The sequence below is a fragment of the Pseudogulbenkiania sp. MAI-1 genome (assembly GCF_000527175.1).
Taxonomy (GTDB): domain Bacteria; phylum Pseudomonadota; class Gammaproteobacteria; order Burkholderiales; family Chromobacteriaceae; genus Pseudogulbenkiania.
Window position 1 is genome coordinate 725,144 of sequence record NZ_AZUR01000001.1, and the last position, 13,525, is coordinate 738,668.

At 67.8% G+C, this 13,525-nt stretch carries 8 protein-coding genes; 6 read left to right on the forward strand and 2 right to left on the reverse strand.

The window, feature by feature from the left end:
• Positions 1-10: 10 nt before the first annotated feature.
• Positions 11-904: a DMT family transporter gene (locus PSEMAI1_RS0103320; protein ID WP_024301493.1), complete on the forward strand. Its 894-nt coding sequence runs from the start codon at positions 11-13 to the stop codon at positions 902-904.
• A 62-nt stretch (positions 905-966) separates the two neighbouring features.
• Positions 967-1,746, forward strand: a complete 780-nt coding sequence (locus PSEMAI1_RS0103325) for a carbonic anhydrase (protein WP_024301494.1) — start codon at positions 967-969, stop codon at positions 1,744-1,746.
• A gap of 53 nt (positions 1,747-1,799) precedes the next feature.
• Here PSEMAI1_RS0103325 and PSEMAI1_RS0103330 read toward each other — a convergent pair whose 3' ends face one another.
• On the reverse strand, positions 1,800-2,723 hold the full coding sequence (locus PSEMAI1_RS0103330) for a LysR family transcriptional regulator (RefSeq protein ID WP_024301495.1): 924 nt from the start codon (positions 2,721-2,723) through the stop codon (positions 1,800-1,802).
• Positions 2,724-2,894: 171 nt separating this feature from the next.
• On the opposite strand from PSEMAI1_RS0103330, the gene lysA reads away from it, so the two are divergent.
• Positions 2,895-4,136: a diaminopimelate decarboxylase gene (lysA, locus tag PSEMAI1_RS0103335; RefSeq protein ID WP_024301496.1), complete on the forward strand. Its 1,242-nt coding sequence runs from the start codon at positions 2,895-2,897 to the stop codon at positions 4,134-4,136.
• Positions 4,137-4,195: 59 nt separating this feature from the next.
• On the opposite strand, the gene mfd is transcribed toward lysA, so the two are convergent.
• Positions 4,196-7,585 carry a transcription-repair coupling factor gene (mfd, locus tag PSEMAI1_RS0103340; protein WP_024301497.1) on the reverse strand — a complete coding sequence of 1,130 codons (3,390 nt, stop codon included), beginning with the start codon at positions 7,583-7,585 and terminating at the stop codon, positions 4,196-4,198.
• Between the two features lie 133 nt (positions 7,586-7,718).
• Between mfd and PSEMAI1_RS0103345 the strand changes: the two genes are divergently transcribed.
• The 3 genes from PSEMAI1_RS0103345 (at position 7,719) to PSEMAI1_RS0103355 (ending at position 13,454) form a co-directional block, all read left to right on the forward strand.
• The gene (locus tag PSEMAI1_RS0103345; RefSeq protein ID WP_024301498.1) at positions 7,719-10,976 is read left to right on the forward strand and encodes an EAL domain-containing protein; all 3,258 of its coding nucleotides are present in this window, start codon (positions 7,719-7,721) and stop codon (positions 10,974-10,976) included.
• A 53-nt stretch (positions 10,977-11,029) separates the two neighbouring features.
• On the forward strand, positions 11,030-11,785 hold the full coding sequence (rlmB, locus tag PSEMAI1_RS0103350) for a 23S rRNA (guanosine(2251)-2'-O)-methyltransferase RlmB (protein WP_024301499.1): 756 nt from the start codon (positions 11,030-11,032) through the stop codon (positions 11,783-11,785).
• A 169-nt stretch (positions 11,786-11,954) separates the two neighbouring features.
• The gene (locus PSEMAI1_RS0103355) at positions 11,955-13,454 is read left to right on the forward strand and encodes a multicopper oxidase family protein (RefSeq protein WP_024301500.1); all 1,500 of its coding nucleotides are present in this window, start codon (positions 11,955-11,957) and stop codon (positions 13,452-13,454) included.
• The last annotated feature ends 71 nt before the right edge of the window (positions 13,455-13,525 follow it).

The following is a 13,525-nucleotide window of genomic DNA, read 5'->3' on the forward strand; positions in this document are numbered from 1 at the left end:
AAGGATCGTCATGCTGCCTTACCTGGCCCTGTCGCTCGCCATGTTGCTGTGGGCAAGTTCGTTCATCGCACTGAAATACGTGTTTTCGGTGTTCGACCCCATCGTAGTGCTGTTCGCCCGCATGGTGATCGCCACGCTCTGCCTGTTGCCACTGATGCTGCGTCCCGGCGTGCGGCGGCGCTACCAGCAGGGCGACTGGAAGTGGCTCGCCGCGCTGGCGCTGGCCGAGCCCTGCCTGTATTTCCTGCTGGAAGCGCGCGCACTGGTCTATACCAGCGCTTCGCAGGCCGGGGTGATTACCGCCACGCTGCCGCTGCTGACCTCGCTCGGCGCCTTGCTGTTTCTCAAGGAGAGGCTCGGCCGTTCCGCCTGGCTCGGCATCGCGGTGTCGTTCGCCGGGGTGCTCTGGCTGACCTTGACCGGCGAACAGAGCGCCGAAGCGCCGAACCCCTTGCTCGGCAACCTGCTGGAGTTCCTGGCGATGGTGTGTGCTACCGGCTATATCCTGATCGCCAAGAAGCTGTCGGTACGCTACTCGGCGCTGGTGATTACGGCGGCGCAGACGGTGCTCGGCATGCTGTGGTTCGGCACGCTGCTGTTCACTCCGTGGGTGACGCTGCCGCAGACGCTGCCGCTGTGGCCGAGCCTGTGGGTGCTCTACCTCGGGGCGGGCATCACGCTTGGCGCCTACGGCCTCTATACCTGGGCGGTCAGCCGCGTCCCGGTGGCGCTGGCCGGCGCCTTCGTCAACCTGATCCCGGTGTTCACGGTACTGCTGGCCTGGCTGATCCTGGGGGAGACGCTGACCGCCCAGCAGCAGCTGGCCTGCCTCTTGGTGTTCGGCGGGGTGCTGGTCAGCCAGCACAAGCCGGCCAAGGCAGGAGGCCAAACCGCGCAGGCTTGATTGAAGGTAAGGAGGGTCGCTACAGTTCGCCATGACAGAATGCTGAACAAGGAGTTTGCCCAATGCCCCGACCCTTCTCGCTGACCACCCGCCTGCTGGCAGGCTGCCTGGCCCTTGCGCTGGGCACGGCCCAGGCGACCGAGACCCATGCCGCCAAAGCTCCGCATGGCACTCCCGCTGCCCATGCCGACGAGCATGAGCACGGCTCCGAGCTGGCCCAGGTCAAGGGCGCGGTGGATGCCATCATCAACGCCAACCAACGCTACATGAAGACGCACGCGCCGGGCTATTTCCAGCGCTTCGCCGACAAGCAGGCGCCGCGCGCCACGGTAATCACCTGCTCCGACTCGCGGGTGCAGACCGCCGGCTTCGCCGCCGATGCCGTCAACGATCTCTTCATGGTGCGCGACATCGGCAACCAGCTGGCCACGGCGGAAGGCTCGGTGGAGTACGGCGTGCGGCATCTGCACACGCCGCTCTTGATGATCGTCGGCCATGCCGTGTGCGGCGCAGTGAAGGCCGCCTCCAGCGACTACTCCGGGATCGAGCCCGCCATCGCCAAGGAGCTCGCCACCATCAACATCCCCAAGGGCATCGACGTCACCGACGGCGTGCTGCTCAACGTCAACAACCAGGTGGACGCCGCACTGCTGAAGTTCGCCGGCGAGGTGGAGTCGGGCAGGCTCGCGGTGATCGGCGCGTTCTACGATTTCCGCAACGACCTGCGCCAGGGCTACGGCAAGCTGGTGATCACCAACATCAACGGCGAGACTGAGCCGGCGCGCATCCGCGACATCGTCAGCAGCGGCCGTTTCTTCCAGTACAACGTGGCGCAGCCATAACGCTCCCTGCTTGTCATCATTTCCAATGACCCGACCGGCCCAGGCCGGGTTTTTCATGTCCGTGCCAGGGCAGACTCCAGGCGGGCGGTGAGCTCGGCCGCCTGCTGTTGCAGCGCGTCGACGAAACGCTCTGCCATCAGCGAGGAGGGGCGGTGCTCGGGGCGCACCACGCTGACGGTGAACGGGATCGACACCGTGAAGCGGCGCATCTGCAGGCCGTGGCCGGCGTAGTCGAGCGCGGTGAGCGGGTTGACCACGGCCACGCCGAGCCCGGCGCGCACCATGGCGCACACCGAGGCGGCGCTGTGCGTTTCCACCACCAGCCGGCGCTCGATGCCGGCTTGGCCGAACAGGCTGTCGAGCTGCTGGCGGTAGGGGTCGGTGGCGGACAGGCTGATGAAGTTCTGTCCCGCCAGGTCGGCCGGGGCCAGCGCGGCCTTGTCCAGCAAGGGGTGGCCGTCCGGCAGCACGCACACCTCGTCGGCGCGCATCAGCGGTGCGATGCGGGTGCCAGCCGGGGCGGTGCCGTGCTCGGTCAGCCCGAGGTCGTGGCGCTGCGCCGACAGCCATTCCTCCAACAGCGGCGATTCCTGCGGCACGATGCTCAGGCTGACCTCGGGATAGGCTTCCAGGAAGCGCCGGCACACCTCGGGCAGCAGCGATTGCGAGAACGCCGGCAGGCAGGCGATGGAGAGCTGGCCCTGCTGGAACTGGCGGATCGAGGCAGCGGCGCTGCGGATGCGCTCGAGGCCGAAGTAGGAGCGCTGCACCTCTTCGAACAGCATCAGCGCCTGCGCCGTGGGCTGCAGCCGGCCGCGCACGCGGTCGAACAGCGTCAGGCCGGTCAGCGTTTCCAGCCGTGCCAGCTCGCGGCTGACGGTGGGTTGCGAGGTGTGCAGCAGCTCGGCGGCGCCGGTGACGCTGCCGGCGGTCATCACGGCCCAGAAGATTTCGATATGGCGCAGGCTGAGGGACATGGCATGGAGCAGGGATAACGAGTCAATCCATATCGTACATGAATGATCATCATGAAAAACGATATTTTATGAAATGACGGCGCTCGGGCATGATGCCTCTCGATGCTGCGGCGTTCTGCGCCGTCCCCGAATAACCGTGCCGCCCCGGCCGCGGCCCAGGAGCCTTGCCGTATGACGACCCCTTCTCCCGAATTGCTCGACGCCATTGCCCGTGAACACGGCACCCCGGTGTGGATCTACGACGCCGCCGTGATCCGCGAGCGCATCGCCCAGCTGCGCGACTTCGACGTGATCCGCTTCGCCCAGAAGGCCTGCTCCAACACCCATATCCTGCGCCTGATGCGCGAGCAGGGCGTGGTGGTGGACGCGGTGTCGCTGGGCGAGATCGAGCGTGCGCTGGCCGCCGGCTTCTCGGGCCGCGGCGAGGAGCCGTCCGGCATCGTGCTGACCGCCGACCTGCTCGACCGCGCCACGCTGGCGCGCGTGGTCGATGAGCAGATTCCGGTCAATGCCGGGTCGATCGACATGCTGCGCCAGCTGGGCGAAGTGTCGCCAGGCCACCGCGTCTGGCTGCGCATCAATCCGGGCTTCGGTCACGGCCACAGCAACAAGACCAACACCGGCGGCGAGAACAGTAAGCACGGCATCTGGCACGAGCAACTGCAGGACGCCCTGCAGGTGATCGGCGAGCACGGTCTCAAGCTGGTCGGCCTGCACATGCACATCGGCTCCGGCGTCGACTACGGCCACCTGCAGCAGGTGTGCGGCGCCATGGTCGACCTGGTGGCCGGCATGGGGCACGATCTCGAGGCGATCTCGGCCGGCGGCGGCCTGTCGATCCCGTACCGCGAGGGCGATGCGCGCATCGACACCGCCCACTACTTCGGGCTGTGGGACGCGGCGCGCAAACAGATCGAGGCCAAGCTGGGCCACCCGGTGCGCCTCGAGATCGAGCCGGGCCGCTTCCTGGTGGCCGAGTCCGGCGTGCTGCTGGCCGAGGTGCGAGCAGTCAAGGACATGGGCAGCCGCCACTTCGTGCTGGTCGACGCGGGCTTCAACGATCTGATGCGGCCGTCGATGTACGGCAGCTACCACGGCATCTCGCTGATCGCGCAGGGCCGGCCGCAGCCGGTGGCCGAGGCGTTGGTGCCGACCGTGGTGGCCGGGCCGCTGTGCGAATCGGGCGACGTGTTCACCCAGGAGGAGGGTGGTGTGGTGGTGACGCGCGATCTGCCGCCGTGCCAGGTGGGCGACTACCTGCTGTTCCACGACACCGGCGCCTACGGTGCGTCGATGTCGTCCAACTACAACAGCCGCCCGCTGCTGCCCGAGGTGTTGATCGACGGCGGCGCGGCCCGCCTGATCCGCCGCCGTCAGACCATGGTGGAACTGCTGGCGCTGGAAGCGGTGTAAAGAATATCGCGACAAAAAAAGCCGTGTTCCCAGAGGGGCACGGCTTTTTTGTCGCTTTCTTACTGCAACTCCTTCAGCAGCTCCTTCACCCGCACCACGCGCAGGCCCACGTCGTCGATGCCGACCTCGACGCGCAGCTTGTCCTGGCCGGCGAGCTTGTAATTCTTCTTGCTCTGGATCAGTGTAATGATCTTCATCGGGTCGATCGGCGGGTTCTTGACGAAGCTGAGCTGGATCGCCGCCTCGCTGGCGTCGAGCTTCTGCACCCCGAGCCGGCGTGCCGCCAGGCGCAGGCGGTGGCTGTCGACCAGGGTCTTGACGGTCTGCGGCGGCAGGCCGAAGCGATCGACCAGTTCCTCGTGGATGGCGTCGATCTCGGCCTCGGTCTCGCAGCTGGCGAGCCGCTTGTACAGCACCAGCCGCTCGTGCACGTCCGGGCAGTAGCCTTCGGGCAACAGTGCCGGGCTGTGCAGGTTGATCTCGGTGGTGACGCCGAGCGGCGCGTCGAGGTCCGGGGTCTTGCCTTTCTTCAGGTCGCGCACGGCCTGCTTGAGCATCTCGGTGAACAGCGCGAAGCCGACTTCCTGCATCTCGCCCGACTGGCCCTCGCCCAGCACCTCGCCGGCACCGCGGATTTCCAGGTCGTGCATCGCCAGGTAGAAGCCGGCGCCCAGTTCCTCGGACATCTGGATCGCTTCCAGCCGCTTCTGAGCATCGCGGGTCATGCCGTCCGGCGTCAGCAGGTAGGCGTAGGCCTGGTGGTGCGAGCGGCCGACGCGGCCCCGCAGCTGGTGCAGCTGGGCCAGGCCGAACTTGTCGGCGCGGTTGATCAGGATGGTGTTGGCGTTGGGGATGTCGATGCCGGTCTCGATGATGGTCGAGCACAACAGCAGGTTGAAGCGCTGCTGCAGGAAGTCGCGCATCACCTGTTCCAGCTCGCGCTCGCGCAGCTGGCCGTGCGCCACGCCAATGCGCGCCTCGGGTAGCAGCTCGGTGAGCTTCTCCTGCATATTGGCGATGGTGTCGACCTCGTTGTGCAGGAAGAACACCTGGCCGCCGCGCTTCAGTTCGCGCAGCACCGCCTCGCGGATCACGCCGTTGGCGAGCGGCGAGATGAAGGTCTTCACCGCCAGCCGGCGCGAGGGCGCGGTGGTGATGGCGGAGAAGTCGCGCAGGCCCTCCAGCGCCATCGACAGCGTGCGCGGGATCGGCGTCGCGGTCAGCGTCAGCACGTCGACGTTGGCGCGCAGGCGCTTGAGCTGTTCCTTCTGGCGCACGCCGAAGCGGTGTTCCTCGTCGATGATGACGAGGCCCAGGTTCTTGAACTGAATGTCCGGTTGCACCAGCTTGTGGGTGCCGATGACGATGTCGACGCTGCCGTCGGCCAGCCCCTGCAGCGCCGCCTTGCTCTCCTTGGCGCTCCTGAAGCGCGACAGCTCGGCGATCTTCACCGGCCAGTCGGCGAAGCGGTCGGAGAAGTTCTGGAAGTGCTGCTCGGCCAGCAGCGTGGTCGGCACCAGCACCGCCACCTGCTTGCCGCCCATGACCGCGACGAAGGCGGCCCGGAGGGCCACTTCGGTCTTGCCGAAGCCGACGTCGCCGCACACCAGGCGGTCCATCGGCTTGCCCGAGCACATGTCGGCGATCACCGCCTCGATGGCGCTGGCCTGGTCCGGTGTTTCCTCGAAGCCGAAGCCGGCAGCGAAGGCATCGTAGTCGTGGTGGGACAGCGTGAAAGCGTGGCCTTCGCGCGCGGCGCGCTGGGCGTACAGGTTCAGGAGTTCCGCGGCGGTGTCGCGCGCCTTTTCGGCGGCTTTCTTCTTGGCCTTGTCCCAGGCCGGGCTGCCCAGGCGGTGCAGGGTGAGCTGTTCGGTGGCGCCGCCGGCGTAGCGGGAGATCAGCTGCAACTGGCCCACCGGCACGTAGAGCTTGGCACCGTCGGCGTACTCCAGCTGCATCAGCTCGGTCTCGCCTTCGCCCAGGTCCATCGACACCAGGCCGAGGTAGCGGCCGATGCCGTGCTGTTCGTGCACCACCGGGTCGCCCACCTTGACCTCGGCCAAGTCGCGCAGCATGGCATCCGAGCCGGCGCGGGCGCGCGCCCGGCGCGTGTGGCTGCGCGCCACGTGCTGGTACAGCTCGCTCTCGGTGACGATGGCGAGCTGCGATTCGGCCACGGCGAAGCCGCTGAACAGCGGCGCCACGGTGAGCGCCAGCTTCATGCTGCCGCCGGCGAACTCGGCCCAGCTGTCGACCGGTACCGGCTTGATGCCGTTCTCCGTCAGGAACTGGTGCATGGTCTCGCGCCGCCCCAGGCTTTCGGCGGAGAGCAGCACGCGGCCGGGGTAGCTGGCGAGGTAGTCCGCCAGCTTCTGCAAGGGGTTGTCGGCCCGCCGCTCCACCGCCAGCGGCGGCAGGCCGGTCGGGGCCGGCTCGGCCGGGCACTCGAAGCGCGGGTAGGGCTTGAGCGCGGCCATCAGCTCGTCCGGGCGCAGCACGATCTCGCCGGGTGCCAGCACCGGCCGCTCGGTGTCGCCACGCGCCATCTGGTAGCGCTCCTGCACCTCGTGCCAGAACGTCTCGGCCGCACCGCCCACGTCGCGGTGGGTCACCACCAGTGCGTCCTCGCCCAGGTAGTCGAACAGCGTCGAGGTGGCGTCGAAGAACAGCGGCAGGAAGTATTCGATGCCGGCCGGCGACATCCCGGCGCTGACGTCGCGGTAGATGCGGCTCTTGGACGGGTCCCCCTCCATGCGCTCGCGGTAGTGCTGGCGAAAGGCGGTGACGCCGGCCTCGTCGGTCGGGTATTCGCGCGCCGGCAGCAGGCGGATTTCCGGCACCGGGTACAGCGTGCGCTGGCTGTCCGGGTCGAAGGTGCGCAGCGTGTCGATCTCGTCGTCGAACAGGTCGATGCGGTAGGGCAGCGCCGAGCCCATCGGGAACAGGTCGATCAGCCCGCCGCGGATCGAGAACTCGCCCGGCGCCATCACCTGGGTGACGTGGGCGTAGCCGGCGGTGACCAGGTCGGCGCGCAGCTTGTCGGCGTCGAGCCGGGTCTTGACCTGGAGGAAGAAGGTGCGTCCCAGCAGGTAGCCCACCGGTGCCAGCCGCGTCATCGCCGTCGATACCGGCGCGATCACCACGTCGCATTCGCGCTGGCGGATCTGCCACAGCGTGGCCAGCCGCTCGCTGACCAGGTCGGCGTGCGGCGAGAAGTGGTCGTAGGGCAGGGTTTCCCAGTCGGGCAAGAGCGCCACCCGGCAGTCCGGGGCGAAGAACGGGATTTCCGCCTTGAGGCGCTGCGCGCTTTGCGCGTCGGCCGTCAGCACCAGCACGATCGGGCCCTGGCCTGCCAGTTGGGCGAACAGAGCGGCGTCCAGTCCTTCGGGCAGGGGGGCGAGCCGGGTCTTCTGGCCGGCCGGCGGTAGCGGGGGAGGAGTGGTCAACATACGACTTCACAAGGAGGGGACTCGCGGTATTATACCAGCCTGCCTTCCCGTGCAGCCGGGCGGCATGATGCGGCCAACGCGACGATAACAATGACAAGGGCTCGCCGGCATGGCGGCTCACTACAAAGGATTTATGGTGAACAGAAAGGAGTGGCTGGCTTCCTGCCTGGCGCTGCTGGTATTTCTTTCCTCGCTGCCCCTGTGGCCGGACACGGCCGGAACCCCGCCGGGTCCGGCCAGTTTCATCCCGCATGGCCTGTTCCTGCTGTGGATGGTGCGCCGTCCCGCCGGTTTGGTCTGGCTGTGGCCGCTGCCGGCCTGGGCGCTGGCGAGCCAGTGGGCCGGGCCGCTCTGGGCCGGCGGGCTGGCGCTGTCGCTCTATCTGATGGCCGGTGCTACCCGGCTCGCCGGCATCCACCACTCCCGGCTTGCCCTGAATTCGCTCTCGGCGCTGCTGCGCCTGCTGGCGGTGCTGTTGCTGGCTCCGGCCGCCGTGACGGCCCTGCTGCTGTGGGGGCTGCAGGAGCTCACCGGGGCCGAGGTGCCGCTCTCGCAGGCGCTGCTGCAATACGGCGCACTGGCCCTGGCGCTGACCTTGTGCGTGCCGGCGGCGTTCGCCGGTGCAGAAGACAGCCGGCGCCGCTACGTCGAGCTGATGCTCATCGCGCTGCTGATGCTGTCGCTGTGGGCGGCCGTGCTTGGCGTCGGCCATCTTCCCCTGGTGCCGATCTACCTCTTGCTCTACCCCTGCTTGCTGTGGGCTGCCTGCCGCGCCGGCATCGGCGGCGCGACGCTGCTGGGGCTGCTGATCCTGGTGCTGGCGACGTTTCTCGACGGCCCGTCGTTCCAGCCCGTTCGCCTGCCGGCCAACGGCATCGTGCTGAACCTGGCGCTGGTGCTGTCGGCGCAGCTGGTGGCGACGCAGTCGGAGGCGGCGGCGCACCGGATCCGTCAGCTGCAGGACTCGCTAGCGCGCTTCGAGGCCTTGCTGCGGAACAGCCCCAACGTGATGTCGCTGAAGGACCTGGAGGGGCGTTACCTGTTGGTCAACCGCGCCTATTCGCAGGCGCTGGGCAAGACGCCGGCCGAGCTGATCGGCAAGAGGAGCGTCGATTTCCTGCCGCCGGAGGAGGCGCGGCAGGTGGTCGAGCAGGACCGCCAGGTGCTCAATGCGCTGGAGTCGCGCCAGTATGAACAGATGCTGACGCTCGACGGGCTGCCGAGTGACTTCCTGGTGACCAAGTTTCCCTTGTTCGACGCCAACGGCCTGCCCGCCGGCATCGGCTGCATCGCCACCGACATTTCCCAGAACAAGCGCGAGCGGCAGGCCAAGCAGGAGGCCGAGAGCCGTTACCATGCCCTGATCGAGCAATCGCTGGTCGGCATCTACATTCTGCAGGACGAGCGGCTGGCCTACGTCAACGACAAGCTGGCCGAGATGCTGGGCTACTCCTGCGAGGCGCTATTGGGGCAGAGGATCGAGAAGGTGCTGGCCGGCGAGGAGCGGCAGCGGCTGCGCCAGCAGATCCACCACCGCCTGAGCGAGAACATTCCCATCATGCACTTCGCCACGCGGCTGATGCGGTACGACGGCCAGCCGCTCGACGTGGAAATCCACAGCCGGCTGTTCGAGTATCGTGGCCGCGGCGCCATCATCGGCGTGGTGGTCGACATTTCAGACCGGCTGCAGGCCGATGCCAACCAGAAGCTGGCCAGCAAGGTGTTCGAGAACGCCGCCGAGGGCATCCTGATAACTGGCGCCGACTACCGCATCATCGCGGTGAACCAGGCTTTCACCCGCATCACCGGCTACCTGCCGGAGCAGGTCATCGGCAGGGTGTCGCGCATCTTCCGCGACGACAACAGCTGGAGCGCGGCGATGCTGGACGGGCTCTCGCGCCACGGCCACTGGCAGGGCGAAATGCTGGATAGGCGCCGCTCGCACGAGTGGTATCCGGCCGAGTTGTCGATCTCGGCGGTGCGCGACGACGCCGGCGTGGTGACCAACTACGTCGGCGTGTTCGCCGACATCACGGTGCGCAAGCAGGCCGAGGAGCGGCTGCAGTTCCTCGCCAACCACGATCCGCTGACGCGCCTGCCCAACCGCAGTTGGCTGATCGCGCGGCTGGAAGACCGTATCCAGCAGCTGGCGGGCTCCGGTCAGAGCGTGGCGGTGATGTTCCTCGACCTCGACCGCTTCAAGCTGATCAACGACTCGTTCGGCCACCAGACCGGCGATGAGCTGCTGCGCGAAACCGCCAACCGGCTGGAACAGGTAGTGGGCGGTCGTGGCGAGATCGCCCGTCTCGGCGGCGATGAATTCACGCTGCTGGTCAGTCATTTCGCCAGCCAGGCCACGCTGTCGACCCTGGCCGAGGACATCCTGGCGGTGTTGGCGCAGCCGTTGCGATTGGAGGGGCAGGAGCTGATCGTTACCGGCAGCCTCGGCATCAGCGTCTATCCCCATGACGGCAGCGACGCCCGCACCCTGCTGAAGAACGCCGACGTGGCGATGTACCGCGCCAAGGAGGCGGGCAAGAACACCTACCAGTTCTTTGCCGCCGAGATGAACGCCCAGGCGATCGAGCGGCTGCAACTGGAGAACGGGCTGCGTCAGGCGCTGGAGCGCGGTGAGTTCGAACTGCACTACCAGCCCATCGTGGCGGCGGCGACGCACCGCCTGGAGGCGCTCGAGGTGCTGCTGCGCTGGCGCCATCCCGAACTGGGCCTGGTGTCGCCGGTGCGCTTCATCCCGCTGGCCGAGGAGACCGGCCTGATCCGCCCTATCGGCGACTGGGTGATCCGCCAGGCCTGCCGCCAGCTGGCTGACTGGGACTGCCACGGCCTGCACGTGCCGCGCCTGGCGATCAACCTGTCGGCGCGTCAGTTCGAGCAGCAGGGGCTGATCGTGCAGGTGGCCGGGGCGCTGGCCGAGGCCGACATCGCGGCGGGGCGGCTGGAACTGGAAATGACCGAGAGCATGGTGATGCAGAATCCCACCGAGGCGGTGTCTCTGCTGGGCGAGCTGAAGGCACTCGGGGTGCGGCTGTCGATCGACGATTTCGGCACCGGCTACTCCTCGCTGTCCTACCTCAAGCGCTTCCCGCTCGACACGCTGAAGATCGACCGCTCCTTCACCGAGGGATTGCCGGGCGACGGCGACAACGCGGCGATCGCCGAGGCGATCCTGGCGATGGCGCGCAAGCTGTCGTTCAGCGTGGTGGCCGAGGGGGTGGAAACCGAGGCGCAGGCGGCCTTCCTCTGTGCCAAGGGCTGCCAGTTGCTGCAGGGCTATCTGTTCAGCCGGCCGTTGCCGGCAGCGGAACTGACGGACTGGCTGCGCCGGCACAGCCCGCCAACGAAAGCCCACGTCGGCACGATGGCAAGCTGAGGCGCGGCGATGGCGGTACAATAGCCGCCATTTCCGTTTCCAGGCTTCTTTACATGAGCAACAAGCGCCTCATCCACGGCTTTCACGCCGTCAACGCCCGGCTGTGGCAGAACCCCAAGAGCCTGCTCGAGATCTGGCTCGCCGGCGGCCGCCAGGACGCCCGTGCCCAGGCGGTGCTGGACAAGGCCGGCGCGGAAGACATCAAGCTGCACATCGTCGACAAGGCGCGCCTCGACAGCATGAGCGGCAACGCCCGCCATCAGGGCGTGGTGGCGATGATCGACGCCAGCCGCAGCCACGTCAGCCTCGACGACGTGCTGGAACACCTGTCCGAGCCGCCGCTGTTGCTGATCCTCGACGGCGTTACCGACCCGCACAACCTCGGCGCCTGCCTGCGTGTGGCCGACGCCATGGGCGCCCACGCCGTGATCGCGCCGAAGGACCGCTCGGCCGGCCTCAACGCCACCGTGTCCAAGGTGGCCTGCGGTGCCGCCGAGGTGGTGCCCTACATCACCGTCACCAACCTGGCGCGCACGCTGCGCGACCTCAAGGATGCCGGGGTGTGGATCGCCGGCACCACGATGGAAGCCGACACCGACCTCTACCACTTCGACGCCGCCGGCCCCTTGGCCTGGGTGATGGGCTCGGAAGGCGAGGGCATGCGCCGGCTGACGCGCGAACACTGCGACGTGCTGGTGTCGATCCCGATGTTCGGCAGCGTCGAGAGCCTCAACGTGTCGGTCTCGTCCGGCATGGTGCTTTCCGAGAGCCGGCGCCAGCGCGTGCTGAAGGGTGAAGCGCAGGGCTGAGTTGCCCGGCCGCTTTCAGTCTCAAAACACCCCCGCCCTGTGCGGGGGTGTTTCGTTCGACCAACATTGACCGAAGCGCCGCTGCCCGGAAACTTTCTGCCTTGTTCGCTGCTCTTTTCAAATACCCTATGGGGGTATATTATTGGAAAGAACCGTCAAGGAGAACCGTATGCACCGCCGTCGTTTCCTGGAATTGTCGCTGGGGCTGTCCGCCCTGCCGCTGTTGGCCCGTTCCGCCTGGGCAGCTACCCCGCCCGCCATGCCGGGCATGGACCATGGCGAGCATGCCGGCCACGACATGGCGGCGATGGCGGGCGACAAAGCCGCCGTGACGCTGCCGGAAGGCCGCCCCTTGCCGCAACTGGTGCGGCTGGCCAACCGCGGCGGTGTCGGCAGCGTCAAAGCCGAACTGGTTGCCGCGCCACTCGAAGTCAAGCTGGCGCCGGGGCGCAAGCCGACCACCTTCTGGGCCTACAACGGCTCTGTGCCGGGGCCGCTGATCGAGGCCTACGAGGGTGACACGGTGGAGATCGCCTTCACCAACCGCCTGGCCCAGCCCACCACCATCCACTGGCACGGCATGCCGGTGCCGGCCGAGCAGGACGGCAACCCGCACGATCCGGTGCTGCCGGGAGCCTCACGCCGCTACCGCTTCACCCTGCCCAAGGGTTCGGCCGGCACCTACTGGTACCACCCGCACCCGCACGGCTACACCGGGCAGCAGGCCTACATGGGCCTGGCCGGGGCCTTCATCGTGCGCCGCCGCGACGACCCGCTGGCTCGCCTCCCCGAGCAGTTGCTGATCCTGTCCGACCTCAAGCTCGATGCCGACGGGAGTATCGCCGCCAACTCCATGGCCGACCGTCACGACGGCCGCGAGGGGCAGTTCGTGCTGGTCAACGGCGCGCTGCGCCCGACGCTGGCGCTGGCCGAGGGCGAACGCCAGCGTTGGCGTATCTGGAACGCCACCAGCGCGCGCATCCTGAAGATCGCGCTGCCGGCGCACGAGGTGTACCTGGTCGGCACCGACGGCGGAGCGATCGCCGCGCCGCGTCGCATCGAGTATCTGCTGCTGTCACCGGGCGAGCGCGCCGAACTGGTGGTGACCGGGCGCTTCAACGCCGGGAAGACGCCCGGTCTGGTGGCGCTGCCGTATTCGCGCGGCAAGGCGATGCACCCGGAGCAGGACAAGGTGCTGCCGCTGATGACGCTGACCCGTCAGGGGCGCCGGGCGAGCGCGCCGCTGCCGGCCCGTCTGGCCGAGGTACCCGCCTTGCCGGCACCGGCCGTGAAGCGGCGCGTGGAGTTCTCCGAGAACATGGCCGACCCGAAGGCGATGTTCCTGATCAACGGCAAGACCTACGACATGGCGCGCATCGATTTCGAAGGCAAGGTCGGCCAGGTGGAGGAGTGGGAGATCGTCGGCAACGCCCACATGGACCACCCTTTCCACCTGCACGGCACGCAGTTCCAGGTCGTGGCGCGCACCGAGGATGGCCAGTGGCGCGACGAACCGTTCCGAGCGTGGCACGACGTGGTCAACGTGGCGGCGGGCGAGAGCGTGCGGCTGCGTTTCCGCCAGGATTTGCCGGGCCTGCGCATGTTCCACTGCCACATCCTCGAGCATGAGGACCAGGGCATGATGGGGCAGCTGCTGGTGCGCGCCTAGGCCTCGGCCGTTCTCTACTGGGCCTAGACTGAAAGAGGGGCGGCCTTTGTGCGGGCCGCCGGATACGTCAC

Coding starts and splice junctions, on each gene's coding strand:
- PSEMAI1_RS0103345 (WP_024301498.1), top strand. CDS start 7,719: ATGGTGAACAGAAAGGAGTGGCTGGCTTCCTGCCTGGCGCTGCTGGTA.
- rlmB (WP_024301499.1), top strand. CDS start 11,030: ATGAGCAACAAGCGCCTCATCCACGGCTTTCACGCCGTCAACGCCCGG.
- lysA (WP_024301496.1), top strand. CDS start 2,895: ATGACGACCCCTTCTCCCGAATTGCTCGACGCCATTGCCCGTGAACAC.
- mfd (WP_024301497.1), bottom strand. CDS start 7,585: ATGTTGACCACTCCTCCCCCGCTACCGCCGGCCGGCCAGAAGACCCGG.
- PSEMAI1_RS0103320 (WP_024301493.1), top strand. CDS start 11: ATGCTGCCTTACCTGGCCCTGTCGCTCGCCATGTTGCTGTGGGCAAGT.
- PSEMAI1_RS0103330 (WP_024301495.1), bottom strand. CDS start 2,723: ATGTCCCTCAGCCTGCGCCATATCGAAATCTTCTGGGCCGTGATGACC.
- PSEMAI1_RS0103355 (WP_024301500.1), top strand. CDS start 11,955: ATGCACCGCCGTCGTTTCCTGGAATTGTCGCTGGGGCTGTCCGCCCTG.
- PSEMAI1_RS0103325 (WP_024301494.1), top strand. CDS start 967: ATGCCCCGACCCTTCTCGCTGACCACCCGCCTGCTGGCAGGCTGCCTG.